The organism is Gramella sp. AN32, assembly GCF_023718305.1.
Lineage (GTDB): Bacteria > Bacteroidota > Bacteroidia > Flavobacteriales > Flavobacteriaceae > Christiangramia > Christiangramia antarctica.
On the sequence record NZ_QEYO01000001.1, the window covers coordinates 105,176 to 130,372 of the forward strand.

A 25,197-nucleotide genomic window follows, 5' to 3' on the forward strand; every position below is an offset into this window, starting at 1 on the left:
TAATATAACATTTTGTACAAATCAGTTATATTTATAATATTACTTGCTTAACATGAATTTGCTGACATATTTTTACCGAAAATTAGAATTGGAATGACCCATAAAAATTTACTTTCCGTAGCTGAAGAATTTGGAAGTCCTGTATATATTTATAATGCTGAAAAAATTATCTCACAGTATCAAAGATTAACCAATGCTTTTAAGGTTGATGAATTAAGAATTCATTACGCTGTAAAGGCCCTATCCAATATTTCAATTTTAAAACTTTTGAATTCGCTTGGTTGCGGTCTCGATACGGTATCTATTCAGGAAGTGAAATTAGGTTTAAAAGCCGGGGTAGACCCTTCTAAAATTATTTATACACCCAACGGAGTTGCTTTAGAAGAGATAGAACAGGCTGTGGAATTGGGCGTGCAGATTAATATTGATAATCTTTCGGTTTTAGAACAATTTGGAAGCAAACACCCAAAAACACCTGTTTGTATTCGAATTAACCCGCATGTAATGGCAGGTGGAAATTCCAAAATTTCAGTGGGTCATATCGATTCAAAATTTGGGATAAGTATTCACCAGATGCCCCATTTACTCAGAATTGTGGAGAATACCGGGATGCACATTAACGGAATTCATATGCATACCGGAAGTGATATTCTCGATATTGGTGTTTTTCTCTATGCTTCTGAAATCTTATTTGAGGCTGCTTTAAATTTCAAAGAACTTGAATTTATCGATTTTGGCAGTGGGTTTAAAGTACCTTATCGCCCTGGAGATATAGAAACCGATATTGAAGAACTTGGCCTTCAGCTCACTGAAAAATTTGAAAATTTCTGTAAAGAATATGGGAGGGAACTGGCTTTAGCTTTTGAACCCGGTAAATATCTGGTAAGCGATGCGGGAAAATTTCTAGCGAAGGTAAATGTGATCAAACAAACCACCTCCACGGTTTTTGCCGGAATCGATTCCGGGTTTAATCACTTGATACGACCTATGTTTTACGGTTCTCACCATGAAATTACAAACATTTCGAACCCAAAGGCAAAAGATCGTTTCTATAGCGTTGTGGGCTATATATGTGAAACAGATACTTTCGGAAATAATCGCAGAATTTCAGAAATACGAGAAGGGGATATTTTGAGTTTTAGCAATGCCGGGGCCTATTGTTTTTCAATGGCCAGTAATTTTAATTCACGATATCGCCCGGCGGAAGTTTTATGGTATGAGGGAAAAGCTCATTTGATTCGTGAGCGCGAGACTTTTGACGATCTTACCAGGCATCAGATTGAAGTGGATCTTACATCTTCCCTGGGGAAGCTTGTGGAAAAAAATTAATTATTCCGGATTCAATGCAACTTTCTTTACTAATTTTCCCACGGTAAGTCCCTGAACCAGGATCGAGAAAATCACTATAAAATAAGTCACAACCAGGAAGAGTTCCCGGTGCATTTCCTGGGTTAAACTCAAAGCTAAGGCTATTGAAATTCCACCTCTTAACCCACCCCAGGTCATAATAAGATTGGTTTTAGGCACAAAATTCAATTTTTTCTCAAAGAACTGCACAGGAATTATCAGGGAAATATATCTGCATACAAGAACTACCGGAATGGCTATTAATCCTGCTATCATATAATTAACCTCTAAGGTAAGCACCAACATTTCCATTCCTATCAAAACAAAGAGGATTGTGTTTAAAAGAATATCTACCAGCTCCCAGAATTTATCTACGTAAGTTTCGGTGATTTCAGACATGGATGTTGCCCGCACGGTATCATTACCTACCATCAACCCGGCAGTAACCATGGCCAGTGGCGCTGAAAAATGGAAATAATGGGCAATCGCTGTACCTCCCATGACCGCGGCAAGTGTAATAATTACCTCGATATCATAATCATCGATCGATTTCATGAGTTTATAGGTAATTAGCCCCAAAAGCAAACCAATGGCAATACCTCCTAAAACTTCAGTTCCAAAAAGCTCTAAAATAGTATCTACGTGCATCTCATCAGGGCCTTTTGTAGCAATGTTATAGATCGTTAAAAAGACTACCACTCCTACTCCATCGTTAAATAAGGATTCCCCAACAATTTTAGCTTCAAGATTTTTAGGTGCCCCGGCCTGTTTTAAAATTCCCAGCACGGCAATAGGATCGGTTGGGGAAATTAAAGCTCCAAATAACAGGCAATAAATATAATCCACGGGAAGGGGGCCAAATTTCAGGATATAGAACATGGCTGTTCCCACTAAAAATGTGGAAACCAAAACCCCAATGGTGGAAAATACCAAAATTGGCCAACGCTGAATTTTGAGCTGTTCGAAATTGGTATGCAGGGCTCCGGCAAATAATAGAAAACTAAGCATTACATCAAGCAGGACAGTTTCAAAATCGATACTGGTAATGATATATTTTTCCAGATTCAAAAGAGTTGAATCAAAAACACTAATTCCCAGAATAAGTAAACTGAAAATAATAGTAACCAGCATTAAACCAATACTATTCGGCAATTTTAAAAACTTCACATTTATAAATCCAAAAAGGGCAGCAAGACTTACTAAAATTGTGGTAATGAGCAAATAATCCATTTAAAAATTTCGGTTTAAATTTCTTCCTAAGTTATTGGAAATTTTTCAATCGAAAACGGGAATATTAAAAGTTCTAAAATTGATATATTGGCTTATTGAAATTTATTGCGAAATGAAAAAAATACTTCTCGCCATCCTGGTAATTGTAATCGCTTTTATCGCCCTTACTTATTTTTCAGCGAGGAGTACTGATAAAAATTTTGAAACCTGTACTATCAAAAATCTGGATGATCTGGATAAATTAGATCTTAAAAAACATGATTCTGTTTTGGTTGCGCTAAGTACACTCTATGAGGGCAATTTTTTAAAAAATATGATGCAAGGGGAAAATTATAGAAAAACCTGGGCCGTTCCGGTAAAACTTCCCGTAGCCAATTTAGATACTTTAAAAGGAGGTTTGGAGGTAATAAAAAAGGGAGGGGGAAAACAAACCCACTCTTTAAAATTATTGTCCAAAGATGGGATCATGTATACATTGAGGAGCGTAAACAAGGATCCAAAAAAATTGATCCCGGATGTAGCAAAAGACCTCTACCTTGAAAATATTATTGTGGATGGAATTTCGGGTCAACATCCCTATGGGGCAATATTGGCAGCTTCTTTGGCCAATATTGCAGAAGTTCCCCACACCTCTCCTAAAATGTATTTTGTTCCCAAACAAAATGCTTTAAAGAAATATAATGACAAATTTGGAGATCGAATTTACCTGTTAGAATTTGAGACTGAAAGCAAAAAAAACTGGACTCCATTGCCCAATATCTCAGGTATAGTTGAAACTGATAAACTGCAGGAATTAAAATCAACCTTAAAGAATCGGCTACATATTGATAAAGCTGCGCTAATCCGGGCCAGATTGTTCGATCTTCTTATTGGAGACTGGGACCGGCATGCTGAGCAGTGGGGATGGGCAATTCAGAAAAATGGAGAGAAAACAATTGCTATTCCCATACCCGGAGATCGCGACAATGCATTTTTTAAACTGGACGGCATTATTCCTGAAATTGTTACTAATAAAAATATAGAACCTTTAGTGCGGCCTTTTGAAATGGACATCGATTATATGCCGGGACTGGTCTATCCTTTTGATATTTATTTTTTGAAAGGTGCTTCGGAAGAACTCTTTGTAAAAGAAGCTGAAAACCTTCAGTCATTGCTGAATAACAGGTCGATTGATGAGGCGTTCAAGGTCTGGCCGAAGGAAATTTCAGCATTAGACCAGGAAGAAATTGCTGATAAACTCAAAAACAGAAGAGTCAATTTGGTTAAATACGCAAGAGAATTTCATGAAATTATTGAAGAACAACCTTATCTAACAGCTGCTTTAAAAGGTTCAGAAAAACTGGAAATTTCAGAAAGTTTAATCAAATGTTTTGAATGCGCTGCTGAAGAATGATATTCCTAAAAATTATATGAAACAGACTCTAAAAATTTGTTCTCTTTTTTGGTTAGTAACGCAATCAATTTTAGCGCAACATTCGGCATCACCACAGGTTTCAACATTTAGTATCGAAGCCCCGCAATTAGATACCATTAAAAAGATTTGGGTTTATCTGCCCAAGGCTTATAATGATGCTGAAAAAACTTTCCCGGTGATTTATATGCATGATGCCCAAAATTTGTTTGATAATGAAACATCATTTGTAGGCGAGTGGAATGTTGATGAAAGCCTGGATAGTTTACGAATTCCGCCAGCGATCATCGTTGGGATCGAGCATGGTAATGCAAAAAGGCTGGAAGAATTAACCCCATTTCCAAATGAAAAATACGGTGGCGGGAAGGCCATAGATTATTTGAATTTTATTCGCAATACCTTAAAACCACATATAGATGCAACCTATAGAACTTTACCCGATAGAAAAAATACCGGGATCTGGGGATCCAGTTTAGGCGGTCTAACTTCTTTTTATGCAACATTTTATTTTCCGGAAGTGTTTGGCTTCGCCGGGGTGTATTCTCCAAGTTTTTGGTATAGTGATGAGATTTATACCTATGTTTCAGAAAATGAGATCCCGGATACTAAATATTATTTTTTGGTTGGGGATAAAGAATCTGAAGACATGGTCACCGATCTTGAAAAAATGCTTCAATTACTAGAGTCGAAAGGTTTGGCTGAAAGTAACTTTCAGGTGAAAATCGTAAAAGATGGGGAGCATAATGAAAAACTATGGAGGGAAGGATTTTTGGAAACTTATCTCTGGCTAATGCCTCAAAAAGAATAAACCACGATGGACTGAAAGTCCATAGTTTGAAAATAAAAAAATGAAATTCTTTTTAAAGTTAGCAAGGCATTCCGAATGAGGTACGAAGAGGAATCTCATTATTATAAGATTTCTCGTCACTCGTTCCTCGCTCTGTCGAAATGACAAGACGTTTATAGAAACTAAAGTAACTGCAATGAAATTGCAGGGTTTTAACCTTTAACTAGATAATAAAATGGAAAAAGTTAATCTCAAAGAAAAATTATCAGTGTTTCAGGATCACTGGAATCCAAGAATCGTGGGAGAATTAAACGGGCAACAGGTAAAACTAGCGAAATTGAAAGGCGAGTTTATCTGGCATTCCCATGAAGATGAAGACGAGCTCTTTTACGTTATCAAAGGAACTTTAAAAATTGAATTTCGGAATAAAGTAGTAGAAATTAATGAAAATGAATTTCTCATAGTTCCAAAAGGTGTTGAACACAAACCCATTGCCGTGGAGGAAGTCCATATGATGCTTTTTGAACCGGCTGCCACAAAACATACCGGAAAAGAAAAACATACACTTACTAATAATAACCAGGAATTTATTTAATAATTGCTACTGAAACCCACTTCAAGAATATTACCCATAATTGTAATTGCGCAATTTTTCTGTACTTCATTATGGTTTGCAGGCAACGGAGTAATGAAAGACCTGGTTTTAAATTTTAATTTATCTGAAGATGCGGTGGGGCATTTAACCTCTGCAGTTCAATTCGGTTTTATTTTTGGCACTTTGCTTTTCGCATTTTTAACAATTGCAGACAGGTTTTCCCCTTCAAAAGTTTTCTTTATTTGTGCAATATGCGGCGCATTCATTAACCTTGGAATTTTATGGGAAGAAAACTCATTTACAGGTTTAATGATATTTCGATTTCTCACGGGATTTACACTTGCCGGAATTTATCCCGTAGGAATGAAAATCGCTTCAGATTATTTTGATAAAGGTCTCGGGAAATCTTTGGGATTTCTTGTAGGTGCACTTGTTTTGGGAACTGCACTCCCCCATTTGCTCAATGAAATCTCGGGATCTAACGCCCTGCCCTGGAAAACCGTAATTATGGCGACTTCTTTTTTAGCACTAGCCGGTGGTATTCTTATTTATTTTTTTGTGCCCAATGGCCCTTACAGGACCCAAAGATCGAAATTTGATACAGCACTCTTCTTCAAGGTCTTCAAAACTGAAAGGTTTCGAGCTGCAGCTTTTGGTTATTTTGGACATATGTGGGAGTTATACGCTTTTTGGGCCTTTATACCCTTTATCTTAAAAATCTATCAGGAATATCATCCATTTACCCACTTCAATATTTCACTCTGGTCATTTATAATTATTGCTTCCGGAACTGTGGCCTGTATCCTGGCCGGATATCTTTCAGAAAAATTAGGTACCAGAAAAGTAGCAGGCGGTTTTTTGACGTTATCAGGAATTTGTTGCTTGGCCTCCTCCCTGTTTTTTGTTTTCGCATCTGAAGGGATTTTTATTCTTTTCCTGATCTTTTGGGGATTTGTGGTTGTTGGGGACTCTCCTTTATTCTCAACCCTGGTAGCCCACAATTCTCCTGCAGAAAACCGGGGAACTGCTTTAACCATCGTTAATTGTATTGGCTTTGCCATCACCATTTTAAGTATTCAATTAATTACTCTTTTGTTGAATTCTATTGAACAAAAGAATCTTTTCATAATTTTGTCCTTAGGGCCAATTTTTGGAATTTTCGCTTTAAAACCCTTCAGAAAAGAATATTAAAAATCCTTATTTTTATAATTCAGAAACCTTTAAGGATGAAAATCGAAGCCACGTCTCCCGAGGATTATATCAGTAAGCTACCGGCAGAAAGGCAGGTGGCTGTAAAAAAAATACGTGAAATAATTAATGCTCATATTCCTTCAGGTTTTGAAGAAACTTTGAATTACAATATGATAGGCTGGGTGGTGCCACAATCAAAATATCCTTCGGGTTATCATTGTGACCCCAAACTTCCGTTACCCTTTTTAAATCTTGCTTCACAAAAAAACTATATTGCTTTATATCATTTTGGAATTTACGCAGATGAAAAATTACTGAAATGGTTTATTTCCGAATACAAAAAAGAGGTTGGTAAAAATCCCGATATGGGAAAAAGTTGTATTCGGTTTAAAAATCCTGAAATTATCCCTTATAAATTAATAGCTGAGTTAACAAAAAAGATGACTCTGGAAGACTGGATTAATGCCTACGAAAAGGTAACTAAGAATTCGTCTTAAATTGTGAAAAACTAAAAACTCTTTCTGAAACTTTGCCCCAATGTTAATGGCCTTATATTATTTTATATATGTTTAACAGAGCTTGGCATTGGTTTTGTCTAATTTAGAACCCATGATTATTCAACACCTCAAACAAAACCATGATGCACGAAAGATGGCGTAATAAATTTTTAATCATTATTGCAATTTTCGCATGTTCATTATCCTATTCCCAAGTTATGAAGCAGAAAGATAGCCTAAAATTCACCAATAAAATTGTTCCGGATACTATATGGCGAGAAGCATATGTTGCCTTATCCCATTACCCGGAATTAAGAAATACCCCTATTGAATTACGGTTTAAAGACAAGATTAAGAAGTCTTTTATGCAGGCTCAGCCAAATTTTGGAGGAATATTTAAAAAGAGAAAGAATAGGGGTTACACTATTTATATAAGTAAACAATTTAATATTGAAGACCAGGAATTTAGTGTGCATACCGTGCCTAAAGATGTTTTAATAGGCTGGATTGGGCATGAACTGGGCCACGTGATGGATTATCAAAACCGATCTGGCCTGAATCTGGTATGGTTTGGAATAAAATATATTACTTCCAAAAATTATATCCGCGAAGCGGAAAGAATGGCAGACGTATATGCTGTAAACCACGGTTTAGGAGAAAATATTATCGCCACAAAAGACTTTATCCTGAACCATGCAGATCTATCTGATGCCTATAAAAACAGGATTAAGAGCCTCTATCTTTCCCAGGAAGAAATACTGGTCCTTATTGATGAAATTCATGAAGAAAAAGAAGAACTTGCGGTAGATTAAGGATTTTGTTCTGCAATAAAATTTTCCCATTCTTTGAATTTCTCTTCGTTCATTACTTTTTCCATCTTTACCTGTCCACCCATTTTCTTGTTTTTCGCATTCCATTCGTGAAAAAGGTTTGGAGAGATGGTTTTTACTTTCACCCCGTGTAAAGCCTTCGACCTTGCCACACTATAATTTTTATTAGCTTCTTTTAAAGCCTCGTCGAGCGAATGGGCAAGCTTTTCATTATCAGCAGAATCTTCGGTGCCTAAATACCAATAATGGTAGTATTCGTTATCTTCTTCAAATCTCTTGGCGGCGACAACGAATTCAGGTATTTTGATATCATATTCTTTTTCAAGTTCCTGTACGGCATCATTCATTTTATTCACGGAAAGTTGAGAGCCCACAACGTTTAGAAAAAATTTGGTCCTCCCGGTGATGCGTATTTCCTGGGCTTCAACATCTTCAAATTTTATGGTATCGCCTATCAAGTATCTCCATGCGCCGCTCACCGTAGAAATTAGCAACACATACTCCTCATCTTTCTTAACATCGGCAATAGTGATGACCGGGGCATTATCTGTTATTGAACCGTCTTCATTTATATATTCAGCTTTAAAAGGAACAAATTCAAAATAGATCCCATTATCGGTGATCAATTTCATCGCGTGTGTCCCTGGCCTATTCTGATAGGCTAAAAAACCTTCTGAAGCAAGGTATGTATCGATCACTTCCACAGGTTTCCCTAACAGGGCATTAAAACTTTTTTCATAAGGTTCAAAAGCCACACCTCCGGAAGCATACACCTGCAGATTTGGCCAGATCTCATGAATATTATCCACTTTATGATATTCGATAACTTTTTTCAGCATTAGTTCCATCCAGGAAGGAATCCCACTCAGGGCTCCAATATCCCAGTTTTTTGCATTTTCAGCTATGGCGGTCACGCGCTCATCCCAGTCATCAATTTTGGCAATATCAACCCCCGGCTTATAATATCCCTGAAACCAGCCAGGAATATTACTTGCACTAATTCCGCTAATTTCCCCTTCTTCATGATCGTCTTCCTTCACAAGATCAGTAGAACTTCCCAGCATCATAATCTCTTTTTCAAAAAAATCTGGCGGAAGATCAAAATGGCTTAAGGCACTCACCTGTTTGATTCCGGCGGCACGTATCGCATTGACCATATCCTGGGTAACCGGTATTTTTTTACTGGCTTTCCCGGTAGTACCGGAACTTAATGCGAAATATGGAGGTTTTCCCGGCCAGGTAACATTCTCTTCACCTTCATGATATTTACTCCACCACTGTTCGTTTAGCTTATTATAATCGAAATAGGGAACTGTTTCGGCAAAAGCCTTGGGAATATCTTCAGATTCTAAAATCCCTGCAAAGTCATAATGTTTTCCGAAAGCAGTATTTTTTGCTTTATCCAGTAAAATACTCAAAACTTCAAGTTGTTCTTCTACCGGATTATTTTCAGAAGTAAAGGTGTCTTTTATATCAATTAAACTTTTTATAATCGAGCCGAAAATTGCCATTTTTTTTTGTTTTTTGGTGGGTCAAAACTAAAGATTGCCGCTATGTTTCAGTAATTATTATCATAAGTTTAACTCCCATAATTATAGGATTTATCCCACATAAATTGCATGGAAGGCACTAATACTATACAGAATGTTAAAAATTTCGAATAAATTTGTTTTTTTATCGATATTTTTTGCATATTAACCTCTATAAAATTATGTGAAATTAATTTCCTACATATGGAACAAACATTACCCCAAGTACAGTCGCGTTACAAAATGGTGCCTTATGAAGAAGCCACTCCTGAAGTAAAAGCCATTTACGACGACACAAAAAAAACCCTACAACTTCCTTTTGTATTAAACTGGTTTAAATGCCAGGGCGACAATGCCACTTTATTACAGGGAAACTGGAGCAAATTAAAGAACACTTTAATGGAAGGGCAGGTTCCAAATGTGCTAAAGCAATTGATTATTTATAATGTTTCCAACGAAAGAAATTGCCAGTATTGTTCACATGCACATGGTATTTTTGCTGATAGTATGAGTGCTATGATTTCTGAAGAACCGGGTTTCAAAGCTACTGAAAATCTAACCTCCCTATCTATGCCGGTTAGTTACAAAACTGCGGTAAATGTGGTTACTAAGGCGGCATTGAATCATGATAAAATAACGGAAGCAGATTTTGAATCCTTAGAAGACGCAGGTTTTTCCCCCCGTGAAATCCAGGAACTTATGGCACAGGCAGATTTGGTGAATATGTTAAACACCATCGCCGATGTCTCTGGTATTAAGATCGATAATGAATTGATGGAAACCCCGGAATAAGTCTCACCCCAAATTTAATGAGCAACCTACTTTCAAACACCTCACAGCTTTATAGGATATCCTATGAAGCTTTTTCCAAATTTGCCAATGATATCAATAGATGTAAATCGTTGAAGGAAGTGGGTGAAGTTTGTACGAGGCACCTAAAATATCTTTTAAATTTTAGGGTAATTCGTATAGCTATGGAGCAAAAAGGCAAATATTTTGTTTTCGAAATCGCTAAAAATAAGATCTGGTATAATATCGTTGAAAACGATGCCCTATTAGATTATGAAAACAATCTCTTCGAAAATGAAATTCCAATTTATACATTCGAAATCCCCGAAAGGCTTATTAAAGATAAATTTGATTTAACTCCCATGTGCAACCCCGTGCTTTGGGGATGGTGCTTTAATAAATATGATCATAAAATAAGTGTATCTCTTTTGGCAGATGATGAAAAGATGTTTGCTACGGGAGATATAGATATTTTAAATCTTGTAGTAGATAGCATTCAGGCCAAATTCCATGAACTTTATCTAAAAAAACAATTAGCTGATAGGAATAAGAACCTTTCCGAAGCTTATAAAACTATTAAACAAAAAAACCATCAAATTCAGTCAATTGTGGAAAATCAAAAAGAGATCATTACCCAGAGGACTAAGGAGATCGCCCAGAAGAATGCGAAATTATTGCACATTTCAGCTTTGAATGCACATAACGTTAGAGAACCTTTATCACGAATCCAGGGAGTAATTCAACTCTTTGCACTTTTTGATGATGAATCCTGTAGAAGTGAATTGATCCCAAAATTAGAACAATCTGTTGCAGAAATGGACGATGTCCTAAAAGAAGTCATTCAAACTGCCACCAAAGAATTAGGGCATTTAAAGGCTTCAGAGTTATGAAAAAGATTTACCTGGTAGACGACCAGCCTATTGCAAATTTCATTACTAAAAAATTACTTGAAATTGAAGGTTTTTCGGAGAATGTATTTGACTTTACCGATCCCGTAATGGCATTTCAAAAAATTTCAGAAGAACAAGATGCCATCATTTTTTTAGATCTTAACATGCCTAAAATGAACGGATGGCAATTTTTGGAGGAATTGCAGCAAAGAAATATAAAACATACCATTATCATTTTGTCTTCCAGCACCAGTGAGATAGACAAAACCCGTGCTTCCACTTTCAAGAATGTTGTTAAATATATGGAAAAACCGATGAACCGCGATAAATTTTCAGAACTTTCCACCTATTTAAAAACGGGATAATTGCTGGTACCAGATTCGAAAATTTTAATTGAATTGGCTTACGCCAAAATGCCTTTTGGCAAATACAAAGGCCAGTATTTATCAAATATTCCTGAGCCATATTACGTGTGGTTCAGTCAAAAAGGATTTCCCCAGGGTAAACTCGGTGACCAGCTACGACAGGTTCACGAGATGAAAATCAACAGCCTGGAAAGTTTGCTTTTCGAAATAAGAAAGCGGTATCCCCAACCTTAATTTCAAGGTTTTCCTGCCGTTAAAAACCTCTTAATATTAGCTTCTCAAATTAGCAGGATTTTCTATTCTTCTTTGTAATTTAGCGCCCTGAATAAACAATGCAACAAATCACAAAGCGATGGCCGAAACCAAGTACATATTTGTAACCGGAGGTGTTTCTTCTTCCCTTGGAAAAGGAATTATTGCGGCTTCGCTTGCAAAATTATTACAGGCGCGCGGTTTTAAGACCACTATTCAGAAGCTGGACCCTTACATTAATGTAGACCCGGGGACGCTAAATCCTTATGAACATGGAGAGTGTTATGTAACTGAAGATGGAGCAGAAACCGATCTTGATCTTGGGCACTATGAGCGTTTTCTTAACGTAAATACTTCCCAGGCTAATAATGTAACCACCGGAAGAATTTATCAAAGCGTTATCGATAAAGAAAGGCGAGGTGAATTTCTTGGAAAAACTGTTCAGGTAGTTCCTCATATTACGAATGAAATCAAGGAAAGGATCCAGTTTCTTGGTAAAAATGGGGATTTTGACCTTGTTATTACTGAAATTGGAGGAACTGTGGGAGATATTGAATCTTTACCTTATATCGAAGCAGTTCGCCAGTTAAAATGGGAACTTGGTGATGTTAATGCCCTGGTGATCCATTTAACTTTGGTCCCCTACTTATCTGCTGCGGGGGAACTAAAAACAAAGCCAACCCAGCATTCTGTAAAAACACTGATGGAAAGCGGGATTAAAGCCGATATTTTGGTATGTAGGACAGAGCATGAACTTTCAGATGATATTAGGCGAAAATTGGCCATTTTTTGTAATGTTCGCCAGGAAGCGGTGATCCAGAGTATCGATGCGGCAACCATCTATGATGTTCCCGGAATGATGCTGAAGGAAGGCCTGGATACGGTTGTGTTGAAAAAACTTGAATTGCCAAATGACAGTACTCCAAATTTAGATCGCTGGAACCAGTTTCTAAAAAGGCATAAAAACCCCAAGCACGAAGTACATATAGGATTGATTGGGAAATATGTGGAACTTCAGGATTCCTATAAATCGATTTTAGAATCATTTATTCATGCGGGTGCCGAAAATGAGGTGTATGTAAATGTGGAATATATTCATTCAGAATTCATCAATGAAAATACGATCCATAATAAAATAAGTCATCTGGACGGAATCCTGGTTGCCCCCGGTTTCGGGGAACGTGGGATTGAAGGAAAAATCGATGCCGTGCGTTATGCGCGTGAAAACAATCTTCCTTTCCTCGGAATTTGCCTGGGAATGCAAATGGCAGTTATCGAGTTCGCTCGCAATGTGCTTCAGCTGAAATTGGCCAATTCTACCGAAATGAATCCGGACACCAAACATCCGGTGATCGATCTTATGCAAGAACAAAAAGAGGTCACGCATAAAGGCGGCACCATGCGTTTGGGTTCCTGGGATTGTGAACTTTCAGAAGATACTATTATTTATGAAGTTTATGGCACCAAAGAGATCAAAGAAAGGCACCGCCATCGTTATGAATATAATAATAAATACAAAGAGCAACTTGAAAATGCGGGCATGAAATCATCGGGAATCAATCCTGAAACCGGTTTGGTTGAAGTGATTGAACTGGAAGATCATCCCTGGTTCGTGGGGGTACAATATCACCCGGAATATAAAAGTACAGTTGCAAATCCTCACCCACTTTTTGTATCCTTTGTTAAGGCTGCAAATGAACACGCAAAAAAAGTTAAAAATGCCAAGTTGGCACAAAAACAATAATTGGTTGTTTTTTTGTCTTTTGCAGGCTAAGCAAAATTAAGTAATGGAAGAAAAGAAAATTGACGTCCAATCAATCATTGGATTTTTACTTATAGGAGCACTCCTTCTCTGGATGCTCTACAACAATTCTTCGGAAGAAACCGCAGTAGATAATGAAACACAAACGGAACAGGTTGAAAATCCTGAATCTAATACGCAGGTATCCAATGAAAATTCATTTGAGGACGATAACGAGATAAAGTCTGATTCTACTTCGCTGGCAAATGCACAAAGAAGATTAGGAGCTTTTGGATATTCTGAAACCCTCCCCTCTGCAACCAGCGGTTCTACTACTTTAGAAAATGATGTATTAGAGCTGAAGATCTCCAACAAAGGTGGGTATATAGAAGAAGCAAGGCTTAAGAAATTCAAGACATTTGATTCTATTCCTGTTCACTTGATCAAGGATGGGAATGCCAGCTTTAATATAAATTTTGGAACTACAGATGGGAGGACATTAAATACTGAAAATCTATTCTTCGAACCGGAACTTATCGAAAATAACGGCAGCCAGATTCTTTCCATGAAATTAAAAGTTTCTGAAGATGAATTTCTGGAATATCGCTATACCATGAAGCCGGGAGAATATATGCTCGATTTCAATATGCGTTCGCAAGGCCTTTCCAAAGTTCTTAATTCCTCTCAGGACCCTATTTTAGATTGGAAATTGAAAGGTTACCGCCATGCAAAAAGTATCTCCTATGAAAACAGGTATACCGATCTAATTTACGAATATGAAGGAGATGATGACAACTTAAGCAATGGCGATGATGAGGAAGAAAACATCGATTATATCGCCTATCGCCAGCATTTCTTTACTTCCATTTTATTAACGGATACCTCCTTTAAACTTGGAAATTTTGAAGTTGAAAACCTGGTAGAAGACGAAGAAATTGATACAATTTTTACAAAAACTTTTGCTTCTAGGCTTCCGCTGGAACTAAAAGGGGGCGAACTTAATTATAATATGAACTGGTATTATGGCCCGTCAGACTATCAGATTCTAAATGATTATGATCGTAACCTTGATGAAGTTATTCCATTAGGATGGGGGATTTTTGGATGGATCAATAAATATCTCTTTATACCTTTCTTTTCATATTTAAGCGGCGTGCTTCCAAGTTATGGGATTGCGATTATTGTAATGACCATTGTAGTGAGGATTGTATTATCCCCGGTTACTTATAAGTCGTATCTATCCCAGGCTAAAATGAAGGTTTTAAAACCGGAGATCAACGAGCTTAACGAGAAGTACAAAGATAACGCGATGAAAAAGCAACAGGAAACGATGAAGCTTTACAGCAAAGCCGGTGCGAGTCCTATGAGCGGATGTTTACCTGCCTTGATGCAAATTCCGGTCTTTTATGCATTGTTTCAGTTTTTCCCCAGTGCATTTCAGTTAAGGCAAAAACCGTTTTTGTGGGCAGATGATCTTTCAAGTTATGATGTGATTGCCGAACTACCTTTTAAAATCCCATTTTATGGAGATCACGTGAGTTTATTCCCCATTTTGGCATCGGTAGCGATTTTCTTTTATATGACCATGACTACGGGACAAAGTATGCAGGCAAATCAGCAGCCGGGTATGCCAAACATGAAATTTTTAATGTACCTCTCCCCTGTTTTTATGTTGGTTTTCTTCAACAATTACGCGAGTGGTTTATCCTTATACTATTTCACCAGTAACCTGATTACAATTGGAATTATGTTAGTGATCAAACATGTGATCATTGATGAAGAAAAAATCCACGCAAAGATTCAGGAGAACAAGAAAAAGCCAAGGAAGCAGAACAAGTTTACGAAGAAGTTTCAGGATATGATGGAGCAGGCTGAAAAGCAACAAAGCAAGCAGAAAGGAAAGTAAAATTTCGATAAAAATTTCAGAAAAAACCCTGCCAGTTTAGTTTGGCAGGGTTTTTCTATATAATAAAATCAGCTAATTTCAGTTATAATGCAAACCTGCCTTAAAATCTACATGAATAAATTAAGCTTTTTCTTCTTTCTAATCCCATTTTTAAGCTTTGCCCAGGTCAATCAAAAGGATGCTGAAGGCAATAGGAACGGACTTTGGAAAGTGAATTTTGAAGGCACTAATTCTCCTAAATTTGAAGGAACTTTTGATCACGGAAAAGAAGTTGGTGAATTCAAATTTTATCAAAAAGGAATATCTGCGCATCCTTCTGCAATCATGAATTTTGATAAAAATAGCGATACAGTTGCCATTAAATATTATACGCAGAAAGGAAAAGTGATTAGCGAGGGAAATGCGGTTGATAAAAAGCGTGAAGGGGAATGGAAATATTACCATCAGGAATCTGATAGTATCATGATGCTGGAAAATTATAAAGCCGATTCCCTGCACGGACTTCAGCAAACATTCTACACTAATGGAAATTTAGCCGAAAAGACAAATTATACCGAAGGTCTAAAGGAAGGTGCAAGTTTCACCTACTTTGAGAGTGGGGAAGTGAATAAAGAAATTAATTTTAAAAATGGCAAATTAGATGGATCAGCCGTATATTACGACCTTCAGGGAAATATTTTAAGACAGGGAAATTATTCCGGAGGAAAGAAAATAGGGACCTGGAAAGAATTTGAAAATGGAATATTGAAAGAAGAAATAGAATATTAATTAGTAACCTACTTAAAAATTAAATTATGAAAAAGATCTTTTTATTACTTGTGAGCTTATCTGTTCTAACCTCGTGTAGCGATGATGACGATAGTTCCAAAGATGGCAACATCGTGGGTACCTGGTTTCTGGTTGAAGCAAATAACGCTCCCGGCTACACTATCGATGATTGTACTTCCCAATCAAATATTACTTTTAATGCGGATAATACGGCTACTTCTGAATTTTATGCCAATACAGAAAGTGGTTGCGATTTTGACCCCGGAAGTGGTGGCTGGAGCAAGGACGGCAATCAATATACCTTTGCTATCCCGTTATATGGTGATGTAACCGGTACGGTAACTTTCAATAGTGATACTCGATTTACATTTGTACCAAGTATTCCAGGATTAAATGCATCTTTAGTTTTCGAAAAATAGTTCATTGATATTGGATTATAGAAAGGCGGCTTTTGCTGCCTTTTTTTATTTCGTAATTTTGCCAATCTAAAACCGACTTCTTCAAAGTCTATAAATTTAGAATTAAGGTTTCTCATGAAAAAAGTTGTTGTAGGGTTATCGGGAGGCGTAGATTCTAGTGTCACTGCGTATCTTTTAAAGGAACAGGGATACGAAGTTATTGGCCTTTTTATGAAAAACTGGCACGATGATTCGGTTACCATTTCTGATGAATGCCCCTGGCTGGACGATTCAAACGATGCCATGCTGGTTGCCGAAAAGCTTGAAATTCCCTTCCAGACAGTAGACCTCAGCGAGCAATATAAAGAACGTATCGTAGATTATATGTTCAACGAATATGAAAGAGGCCGCACTCCCAATCCCGATGTGCTTTGTAATCGTGAGATCAAATTCGATGTTTTCATGAAAATCGCGCTTTCTTTAGGTGCAGATTATGTGGCGACGGGTCATTATTGCCGAAAAGACGAATTTGAAAAAGATGGCAAAACGATTTATAAACTCCTTGCCGGGAAAGATCAAAATAAAGATCAGTCGTATTTCCTTTGCCAGTTAACCCAGGAACAATTAGCAAAAACCCTTTTTCCTATCGGGGAATTGCAAAAATCTGAAGTGCGCAGAATTGCTTCGGAACAGGGCTTAATTACTGCCGATAAGAAAGATTCGCAGGGACTTTGTTTTATTGGAAAAGTACGCTTACCAGATTTCCTTCAGCAGAAATTAAAGCCGAAAGAAGGGGTTATAGTGGAAGTTCCTGCCAATACTGAAATCTTTTCCGAAGAGAAAGTAGATTTCGATTCAAAAATTGAAGAATTGAGATACCTCTCCAAAAAATACCAATATCAATCTAGCCTGGGTAAAATTGTTGGAAAACATCAGGGTGCACATTATTTCACCAAAGGGCAGCGCAAAGGTTTAGCTGTGGGAGGAACTCCCGAACCATTATTTGTAATTGATACCGATGTGGAAGAAAATGTGATCTATACGGGACAGGGAAAAAATCATCCCGGTATTTATCGCAAAGCCCTATTTATAAATACTGAAGAAATTCACTGGGTTCGAAAAGATTTAAGCCTGAAGGCAGATCAGGAAATGAATGTAAAAGCCAGGATTAGGTATCGCCAGCCGTTACAGGAAGCCACTTTGTATCAAACAGAAAACGGCATGTATATTGTCTTTCAAGAGCCACAGGCCTCTATAACTGAAGGCCAGTTCGTTGCCTGGTATCTGGAAGACGAATTAATTGGCTCCGGAGTGATATCTTAGCAGCGCATGCAAAAATTCCTTTTACTATTTATTTTTATTTCATTTACCACTTTCGGGCAGGAAGAGCATGCCTGGGTTTATTTTAAAGACAAGCCTAATGTAGAAGCTTCCATAAGCAATCCACTATCTATTTTAAGTGCGCGTGCCGTACAGAGAAAATCGCGACATTCCATAGCTATTGATTTTCGGGACGTGCCTGTAAACGAATCTTATCTCGCTGAAATTAAGTCTTTTCAGGATATCGCCGTGAAATCAAAATCGAAATGGCTAAACTGCGTGCATGTTATTGGAGAATTAGGAGAAATTGAAAAATTAAAAGAATTGGAGTTTGTTTCTTCCATAGAATATGCTGATGATAATCTAAATACTAGAAGCCAGCTAACTAATAATTACGGAAAAGTGAAATTGGAAACCAGTATCAGTTATGATTATGGTTTTGCTGAAAATCAGGTAAATATGTTGGGAACCGATTTTTTACATCAGAATGATCTCACCGGGGAAGGCATGATCATCGCCGTTCTGGATGCCGGTTTCCCGAATGTAAATACACTATCAGGATTCGAAAAGATAAGAAATGAAGGGAAATTACTGGGCGGTTTCGATTTCCCGGGCAGATCAAATGATTTTAACAATCCTGAACTTAACAATCACGGGACCCTGGTTTTGTCTAATATGGCAGGTTTTATTGAAGAATTTATTGTGGGAACTGCACCAGACGCTGCTTATTACCTCTTCAGAACCGAAATTGCAGCTACTGAAACTCCGGTAGAAGAAAGCTATTGGGTGGAAGCTGCAGAGCGGGCAGATAGTTTGGGAGTAGACGTTATTAACTCATCGCTCTCTTATGCCTTATTTGATAATCCCGCTTATAACTATACCGCACAAGACATGGATGGTCAAACTGCTTTTAGTTCCCGTGGAGCTTCCATCGCTTCGGAAAAAGGAATCCTGGTCGTGGTTTCCGGAGGAAACAGTGGGGAAAGTGATGTTTTCCCGGGAATTGGCGCCCCCGCCGATGCGGATGTGCTGACTGTGGGAGCGGTAGATCCAGATAGAAACAGGCTGGCATTTAGTTCAGTTGGGCCTACTGCAGATGGGCGCATTAAACCAGATGTGATGGCGCAGGGATCTGAAGTTGTCGTGCTAACGCCAGATAACAGACTGGTGGCGGTTAGTGGAACTTCCTTTTCGAGTCCGCTTATGGCAGGTTCTGCCGCAAGTTTTTGGCAGGCAAACCCCGAACTTTCAAATTATAAAATTATGGATCTCATTCGGGAATCTTCTTCCAATGCGGCCAATCCAAATAATTTAATCGGTTACGGAATTCCAAATTTTGCCCTGGCCTATGAAAATTTGCAAAATGAAGTTTTTACCAGCGAAGAACTGGTCATATTTCCCAACCCGGTTGAAAATTTTTTAAATTTCAGAGCACCGGAAACCGGAGGTTACCATCTTACTATTTTTGATATAATTGGCAGAAAAATTCTTGAAAGAGATCAAGTTGAGGAGCAAATTGATCTTTCCGGTTTTTCCAGAGGGATTTATATTGCTATGTTTGAAAAAGATAATTTCAACGAATCCCGCATTATCATAAAAAAATAATTGTTTGTCCGTAAAGCATCCTAAACTGAAAAATGATGAGATTCTGAACTTGTTTCAGAATCTCATTTCAATGTAAATCAATGTAATATGGAGACCCTAAAATAAATTCAGGGTGACGAAAGAACTTTAGGGCAGAAAACGGATATACATAAAAATAATGAGCAACAATAGAATAACTTCCCTTTTCGATATTCAATTTCCAATTATCCAGGCAGGAATGATCTGGGCAAGTGGCTGGAAACTTGCCAGTGCAGTTTCCAATGCCGGTGGACTGGGAATTATTGGTGCGGGCTCTATGTATCCTGAGATCCTTAAAGAACATATTCAGAAATGTAAAAAAGCGACCACTAAGCCTTTCGCGGTAAATGTTCCCATGCTTTATCCCGAGATCGACAAGTTAATGGGGATTATCATTCAGGAAAAAGTGAATATTGTTTTTACTTCTGCAGGAAATCCCAAGGTTTGGACCAAACATTTGCAGGATCATGGAATCAAGGTGGTACATGTGGTAAGCAGTGTGAAATTTGCCTTAAAATCCCAGGAAGCCGGAGTAGATGCGGTAGTTGCTGAAGGCTTTGAAGCGGGCGGCCACAATGGAAGGGACGAAACCACCACAATGGCGCTTATACCCATGGTAAAAGAGAAAATACATATTCCTTTGATCGCTGCAGGCGGCATTGCCACCGGTAGAGGAATGTTTGCCGTCATGGCCTTAGGTGCAGATGCCGTACAGGTTGGCAGCAGATTCGTAGCTACACCCGAAGCTTCTTCCCATGATCATTTCAAGCAACGGATAGTAGATGCCAAAGAAGGAGATACTATTTTAACTTTAAAGGAACTTGCTCCTGTAAGATTGCTGAAAAATAAATTCTACGAAGATGTTCAGCAGCTTTATACTACCAATCCTTCAAAAACAGAGCTAATTGAACTCCTGGGCAGGGCGCGAGCCAAAAAAGGAATGTTTGAAGGAGATCTTGAAGAAGGCGAACTTGAAATTGGTCAAATTTCAGGATTGATCCATAAGATAAAACCCGCGGCACATATTGTTCAGGAAATGATGGAAGAATTCAAAGCTGCACAAAAAGAAATGAGCGCTCTTTATTTTGAATAAGCTTCAAGTCGCTCTAGTTCTGTAGTGATAAATTTTCTCCACTTCATCTCCGCTTCGGTATTCTCACTATGATCTGTTTCCTTATCGAATTTTCTTTGCATCACATCCCGCTGCTTTTCCATCTTCTGATAAATACCATTCAGGTCTCTTCGAATATTTCTGCCAATTTCATATTCCTGTAAGGCCTTTCTAAGCTTCCTCGCGTAGATTTCAGAAATATCAAAATGGGCCTGTTCATGGGCCAGGAGATAAGCATCTTTTTCCGAAGATTTTACCCATGAATATTGCGGATAAAAATTGCTAAAAACCTGATGGATCAACTCAGGCTGTCCCTTTGAAGTACTATAATTCCACGTAAAACTTATTCCGGAATTGGTATTTGCCGCAAAAGGACTCTCAGGATCCGGACTCGCTTTAAAATCATCCCAGGTTAAAACAGGTCTTTCATTCCACATATATTTTTTCTCTCCTTGCTGAGAAAAAATATTCAAAGCAGAAAAAAACAAAAAAGAAAAGATCCAGGTTTTCATTAGAATTTAAAACTGATTTCTTTTTCGATATCGGGGTGCAGACTATAAAAAACGGGACAAGTCCTTGCCGCGTCCTCTAAGATCTTATTCACCTTTTCCCCATAATCCTGAGACAGGTGAACTTTCACTTCAATTTTTGAAATTCTTCGGGGATCTGCTGCCATCGTTTTTGTAACCTCAGCAGTAGTACCTTTTAGGTCGATTTTATGAGTTTCAGCTTTAATGCCCATAATGGTAAGCATACAGGTTGCCAGAGCAGTTGCCACGGTATCTGTGGGAGAAAATGCCTCCCCTTTCCCTTGATTATCTACGGGAGCATCTGTGATTATTTTATTTCCACTTTGTAAGTGTTCGGCTTCCGTGCGAAGGCCGCCCAGATATTTAACTTTAGAAGTCATCGGCATTGGATATGGTTAAATCTTCATTCAGTTTTAAAATATATAAAGCATCATTAATATAACCGCCTTCGGCATTTGGCAAATAATGAAATTTACTTTCGTAGTATTCTGTATATCCCGGAAAAGCTTCAAAGGATTCATAAAGATTATTGGCAGATGCCAGTCTTAATAAGACATCTAAAGTGAGGTCATAACCTCTTACGGCATATTGATTAGGTTCAATTCCAAAGCGCTTTTCATATTCATCTATAAAGTCTTTAGTCCTCTCCGTATCGTATTCCTTGTCTACGCTGGGATAATGAAACTTAAGTTTTCCAAGATGATTATTGGAGATAAGGTCGTTATCATAGGCATTATTCTTACTGGTAGTTAATAAAGTAATATCATGGTTCCTGGCCTGCCTGTTCAGCGAAGAGGTGACACTACTAATTAAATTTAAATTATCGGTTTCCAGGATCACCCAGTTTTTTCCAGAATTCATCATCGATGCAAGCTTTTGTTCTGAAACTGCATTTCCTGAAGGATCGGCAAAACGGGCAGACGGCATCATGCTACTTAATTGGGATTTAATGGAAGCATTCTTTGGATCGGCAATAATGATCACATTTTTACCGGAAGAGTTCGCCGCTATAAAATCCATCATCGCATAACGCATGATTTCTTCGGTGGGCCTGGATTGGAATAAATTTTTATAACCTCTCATTTCTCGATTAGAAAGCGGATTGATCACAGGGATATTTTGTCCTTCCAGCCTGGATGCAGCTGCTTCTGTAGTTTCCTGCAATAATGGCCCAATCACCGCATTTACATTCCTAAAATTCTGGCTATTGATTAAATTAATGACTTCCCCGGCAGTTTGCTTGGTATCGAAAGTTCTAAGATTGGTAGAAATTCCCATCGATTTTGCATCATCCACCGCCATACGAACACCACTGTAAAAATCCAGCGCAATTCTCACCACGCGTTCATTCATGATAATATCCTTATAATTCGAAATAGAATCATCCTGAACTTTATTGAGATGGTATGGCAACAAAACTACCAGTTCCTTTGCGCTCCGGTTGTTGATGTTTTTACGAAGGTCCATTTTGGTGTTTTTCTTTTCGGTACCCGTGTAACTCATCTCTCCTGAATTTGAATTTCCACCTTTTACCGGAACCTTTAAGATCATCCCATATTTTAAGCCGTCTTTTAAAGCAGGATTCAATTCTTTCAAAGAATCCTGGCTAAGGCCAAATCGTTGTGATAATCTGAATAAATTTTCCTGTGGTTTTACTTCGTAGAATTCAAAACGATCATCCAGAATAATAACAGGTTCATCCTTTAAAACATCGGTCCCCACACGAATCATCATTCCTGGCTGGAGCATCTCTACGGCCGGATTCATGTCATCAAGCTCGGCCACAGTCATCCCATATTTGCGGGCAATGCCATACCTGGTTTCCTTTTCAAGCACAATATGTTCCCTAGTTTTGCCGGTTTGCATCACCTGGGTTCCCGCAGATGGGGTTGGGCTTGGATTGGAACTGGAAGTACTGGTTGGAGTTACAGGTTTGCTTTCAGAAATAGCCTCAGCAACTGAACTTTCAGAAATTTGACCCGTTGGGATCTTTACAGTTTCCCCGGTTTTTAATTCCTCAGAATAAAGATGTTTATTGAACCGCTTAATATCATCGATACTAACATTATATTGCTTGGAAAGTCTATATAAGGTTTCTTTTTTAGCAACTTTATGTTCTACGAATGCTGTTTCAGAAGAAGTTTGAGTCTGGGTAGAAGTAGTATTACTTACCGGAATGACCAGTTTTTCATTTACCTGAATTCCATTCTTTGCATCAGGATTGTATTTGTAGATCTCCTCTTCAGAAATTTTATATTCCTGGGCTATTCTAAAAACATTCTCTCCTTTCTTTACGGTATGATATTTATAAGCCTGCGCATTCGCCGAAGTGGTGAAAAACTGAAAAAGAAAACTTACTATTAAAAGATATTTCATTTTATTTGGTTGAAATTTTTTCAGAATAAGATTATTCCCATTCTATAGTTGCCGGTGGTTTGGAACTGATATCGTATACCACTCTATTAACGCCTTTTACCCTGTTAATTATTGTATTTGAAGTTTTTTGTAAGAATTCATAAGGTAAATTTACCCAGTCTGCTGTCATTCCATCTGTAGATTCAACAGCTCTTAAGGCCACCACCTGCTCGTAAGTCCTTTCATCTCCCATTACTCCAACAGATTGAATGGGAAGCAACATCGCCCCTGCCTGCCAAACTTTATCATATAACATCCAGTCCCTTAACCCCTGAATAAAAATATGATCTACTTCCTGCAAAATCCTGACTTTTTCTTCAGTAATATCCCCTAAGATGCGAATAGCCAGTCCCGGTCCCGGGAAGGGGTGCCTGCCCAGTAAATCTTTATCAATGCCCAGTTCTTTTCCCACTCTACGCACTTCATCTTTAAACAACATACGTAAAGGTTCCACAATTTTCAGTTTCATAAAGTCTGGCAACCCACCCACGTTATGGTGGGATTTTATAGTTACTGAAGGCCCGTTTACTGAAACCGATTCTATTACATCAGGATAAATTGTTCCCTGAGCAAGGTAGGTAACGTTTGAAATTTCATGGGCTTCATCATCAAATACTTCAATGAACGTGTTTCCAATCGCTTTTCTTTTTAATTCCGGATCGGAAAGTCCTTTTAGCGCTTCCAAAAAACGTGCCGAGGCATCAACACCTTTTACGTTAAGTCCCATATCCTTGTATTGATGGAGAACGCTTTCAAATTCGTTCTTTCTCAGTAAACCGTTATTTACAAAAATGCAATATAGATTTTTACCAATGGCCTGATGCAGCAATACCGCAGCCACAGAGGAATCTACTCCCCCACTTAAACCAAGCACTACTTTATCGTCTCCAATCTTTTCACGTAATTCATGTATAGTAAGATCTACAAATGCCCCCGGAGTCCAACTCTGTGCTGTTCCCGCGATCTTTACCAGGAAATTTTCCAGGAGCTGTTTCCCATCTGTAGTATGATAAACTTCCGGATGGAACTGGATAGCATAGGTTTCTTCACCGTCAATTCTATAAGCAACGTTTAAGACATCTGCGGTACTGGCAAGTCTTACCGCATTGGTGGGAAGATCTTTTATAGTATCGCTATGGCTCATCCATACCTGAGAATTTTCCTTGATATTTTCAAATAAAACCTCGTTATCTTTGATCACAGAAAGGTTTGCCCTGCCATATTCCCTAATATTGGAAGGGGCTACTTCTCCCCCATGAAAATGTGCAAAATACTGCGCTCCATAACAAACCGCCAGAATTGGCAATTTTCCTCTTATGTTTGAAAGATCTGGATGTGGAGCATCCTCCCCCCTCACTGAAAACGGACTACCAGATAATACTACCGCCTTAAAACTGGAAAGATCTTCAGGAATTTTATGAAATGGATGAATTTCACAGTAAATATTAAGTTCCCTTACCCTTCTTGCGATTAGTTGGGTGTATTGAGAACCAAAGTCAAGAATTAGTACATTATTTTGCATGTGCAAAAATAGAAATTCAAGCTAAAAAACTAGCCCAGAATCTGTCGAAAAAATAATTTATTATCATTTCTCGCATTATAATTAATCTGATAACTCCTAATTTTTATTAGAGGGAATTTTATAATTATAAAATTCTTAATATTATCCAAA

Annotated in this window: 24 protein-coding genes; 18 read left to right on the plus strand and 6 right to left on the minus strand. The window is 37.9% G+C overall.

Features of this window, described 5'->3' with window-relative positions; translation table 11 throughout:
* Positions 1-93: 93 nt before the first annotated feature.
* A complete protein-coding gene (gene lysA, locus DHD80_RS00525) occupies positions 94-1,329 on the plus strand; it encodes a diaminopimelate decarboxylase (protein WP_251738927.1) in 1,236 nt (411 codons plus the stop codon).
* Here the strand turns inward: lysA and DHD80_RS00530 are convergent, their stop codons facing one another.
* On the minus strand, positions 1,330-2,577 hold the full coding sequence (locus tag DHD80_RS00530) for a sodium:proton antiporter (RefSeq protein ID WP_251738928.1): 1,248 nt from the start codon (positions 2,575-2,577) through the stop codon (positions 1,330-1,332).
* 112 nt (positions 2,578-2,689) lie between these two features.
* Here DHD80_RS00530 and DHD80_RS00535 point away from each other — a divergent pair, with 112 nt between their 5' ends.
* The 6 genes from DHD80_RS00535 to DHD80_RS00560 all read left to right on the plus strand — a co-directional run bounded on the left by DHD80_RS00535 (position 2,690) and on the right by DHD80_RS00560 (position 7,870).
* On the plus strand, positions 2,690-3,970 hold the full coding sequence (locus DHD80_RS00535) for a hypothetical protein (RefSeq protein ID WP_251738929.1): 1,281 nt from the start codon (positions 2,690-2,692) through the stop codon (positions 3,968-3,970).
* A 16-nt stretch (positions 3,971-3,986) separates the two neighbouring features.
* Positions 3,987-4,796, plus strand: coding sequence for an alpha/beta hydrolase-fold protein (locus DHD80_RS00540; protein ID WP_251738930.1), 810 nt, complete (start codon positions 3,987-3,989; stop codon positions 4,794-4,796).
* Between the two features lie 214 nt (positions 4,797-5,010).
* Positions 5,011-5,370 carry a cupin domain-containing protein gene (locus DHD80_RS00545; protein WP_251738931.1) on the plus strand — a complete coding sequence of 120 codons (360 nt, stop codon included), beginning with the start codon at positions 5,011-5,013 and terminating at the stop codon, positions 5,368-5,370.
* Between the two features lie 9 nt (positions 5,371-5,379).
* Positions 5,380-6,561: an MFS transporter gene (locus DHD80_RS00550; protein ID WP_251739316.1), complete on the plus strand. Its 1,182-nt coding sequence runs from the start codon at positions 5,380-5,382 to the stop codon at positions 6,559-6,561.
* Positions 6,562-6,596: 35 nt separating this feature from the next.
* Entirely contained in the window at positions 6,597-7,058 is a 462-nt protein-coding gene (locus DHD80_RS00555) for a DUF1801 domain-containing protein (protein WP_251738932.1), read from the plus strand.
* 218 nt (positions 7,059-7,276) lie between these two features.
* Positions 7,277-7,870 carry a hypothetical protein gene (locus DHD80_RS00560; protein ID WP_251738933.1) on the plus strand — a complete coding sequence of 198 codons (594 nt, stop codon included), beginning with the start codon at positions 7,277-7,279 and terminating at the stop codon, positions 7,868-7,870.
* Here DHD80_RS00560 and DHD80_RS00565 read toward each other — a convergent pair.
* The gene (locus DHD80_RS00565; RefSeq protein ID WP_251738934.1) at positions 7,867-9,399 is read right to left on the minus strand and encodes a GH3 auxin-responsive promoter family protein; all 1,533 of its coding nucleotides are present in this window, start codon (positions 9,397-9,399) and stop codon (positions 7,867-7,869) included. The genes DHD80_RS00560 and DHD80_RS00565 overlap by 4 nt on opposite strands.
* Before the next feature lie 222 nt (positions 9,400-9,621).
* Here DHD80_RS00565 and DHD80_RS00570 point away from each other — a divergent pair, with 222 nt between their 5' ends.
* The 11 genes from DHD80_RS00570 to DHD80_RS00620 all read left to right on the plus strand — a co-directional run bounded on the left by DHD80_RS00570 (position 9,622) and on the right by DHD80_RS00620 (position 20,562).
* Positions 9,622-10,209: a carboxymuconolactone decarboxylase family protein gene (locus tag DHD80_RS00570; protein WP_251738935.1), complete on the plus strand. Its 588-nt coding sequence runs from the start codon at positions 9,622-9,624 to the stop codon at positions 10,207-10,209.
* Between the two features lie 17 nt (positions 10,210-10,226).
* Positions 10,227-11,096 carry a histidine kinase gene (locus tag DHD80_RS00575; protein WP_251738936.1) on the plus strand — a complete coding sequence of 290 codons (870 nt, stop codon included), beginning with the start codon at positions 10,227-10,229 and terminating at the stop codon, positions 11,094-11,096.
* Positions 11,093-11,461: a response regulator gene (locus DHD80_RS00580; RefSeq protein ID WP_251738937.1), complete on the plus strand. Its 369-nt coding sequence runs from the start codon at positions 11,093-11,095 to the stop codon at positions 11,459-11,461. The genes DHD80_RS00575 and DHD80_RS00580 overlap by 4 nt, the downstream gene beginning before the upstream one ends.
* A gap of 3 nt (positions 11,462-11,464) precedes the next feature.
* Entirely contained in the window at positions 11,465-11,695 is a 231-nt protein-coding gene (locus DHD80_RS00585; RefSeq protein ID WP_251739317.1) for a DUF3820 family protein, read from the plus strand.
* Positions 11,696-11,813: 118 nt separating this feature from the next.
* Positions 11,814-13,457 carry a CTP synthase gene (locus DHD80_RS00590; RefSeq protein ID WP_251738938.1) on the plus strand — a complete coding sequence of 548 codons (1,644 nt, stop codon included), beginning with the start codon at positions 11,814-11,816 and terminating at the stop codon, positions 13,455-13,457.
* Between the two features lie 43 nt (positions 13,458-13,500).
* The gene (yidC, locus tag DHD80_RS00595; protein WP_251738939.1) at positions 13,501-15,360 is read left to right on the plus strand and encodes a membrane protein insertase YidC; all 1,860 of its coding nucleotides are present in this window, start codon (positions 13,501-13,503) and stop codon (positions 15,358-15,360) included.
* Between the two features lie 111 nt (positions 15,361-15,471).
* Entirely contained in the window at positions 15,472-16,128 is a 657-nt protein-coding gene (locus tag DHD80_RS00600; protein WP_251738940.1) for an aspartic peptidase, read from the plus strand.
* Positions 16,129-16,154: 26 nt separating this feature from the next.
* Complete coding sequence (locus tag DHD80_RS00605; RefSeq protein WP_251738941.1) at positions 16,155-16,547, plus strand: lipocalin family protein; 393 nt, start codon at positions 16,155-16,157, stop codon at positions 16,545-16,547.
* Between the two features lie 114 nt (positions 16,548-16,661).
* Entirely contained in the window at positions 16,662-17,849 is a 1,188-nt protein-coding gene (gene mnmA / locus DHD80_RS00610) for a tRNA 2-thiouridine(34) synthase MnmA (protein ID WP_251738942.1), read from the plus strand.
* Positions 17,850-17,855: 6 nt separating this feature from the next.
* On the plus strand, positions 17,856-19,451 hold the full coding sequence (locus tag DHD80_RS00615) for a S8 family serine peptidase (protein ID WP_251738943.1): 1,596 nt from the start codon (positions 17,856-17,858) through the stop codon (positions 19,449-19,451).
* Positions 19,452-19,608: 157 nt separating this feature from the next.
* The gene (locus tag DHD80_RS00620) at positions 19,609-20,562 is read left to right on the plus strand and encodes a nitronate monooxygenase (RefSeq protein ID WP_251738944.1); all 954 of its coding nucleotides are present in this window, start codon (positions 19,609-19,611) and stop codon (positions 20,560-20,562) included.
* Here the strand turns inward: DHD80_RS00620 and DHD80_RS00625 are convergent.
* The 4 genes from DHD80_RS00625 to guaA form a co-directional block, all read right to left on the minus strand.
* On the minus strand, positions 20,550-21,017 hold the full coding sequence (locus DHD80_RS00625) for a DUF922 domain-containing protein (protein ID WP_251738945.1): 468 nt from the start codon (positions 21,015-21,017) through the stop codon (positions 20,550-20,552). The two genes, DHD80_RS00620 and DHD80_RS00625, sit on opposite strands and share 13 nt — an antisense overlap.
* A gap of 74 nt (positions 21,018-21,091) precedes the next feature.
* On the minus strand, positions 21,092-21,490 hold the full coding sequence (locus tag DHD80_RS00630; protein WP_251738946.1) for an OsmC family protein: 399 nt from the start codon (positions 21,488-21,490) through the stop codon (positions 21,092-21,094).
* Positions 21,480-23,486, minus strand: coding sequence for a LysM peptidoglycan-binding domain-containing protein (locus DHD80_RS00635; protein WP_251738947.1), 2,007 nt, complete (start codon positions 23,484-23,486; stop codon positions 21,480-21,482). The genes DHD80_RS00630 and DHD80_RS00635 overlap by 11 nt, the downstream gene beginning before the upstream one ends.
* A 31-nt stretch (positions 23,487-23,517) precedes the next feature.
* On the minus strand, positions 23,518-25,047 hold the full coding sequence (gene guaA / locus DHD80_RS00640) for a glutamine-hydrolyzing GMP synthase (protein ID WP_251738948.1): 1,530 nt from the start codon (positions 25,045-25,047) through the stop codon (positions 23,518-23,520).
* Positions 25,048-25,197: the final 150 nt, after the last annotated feature.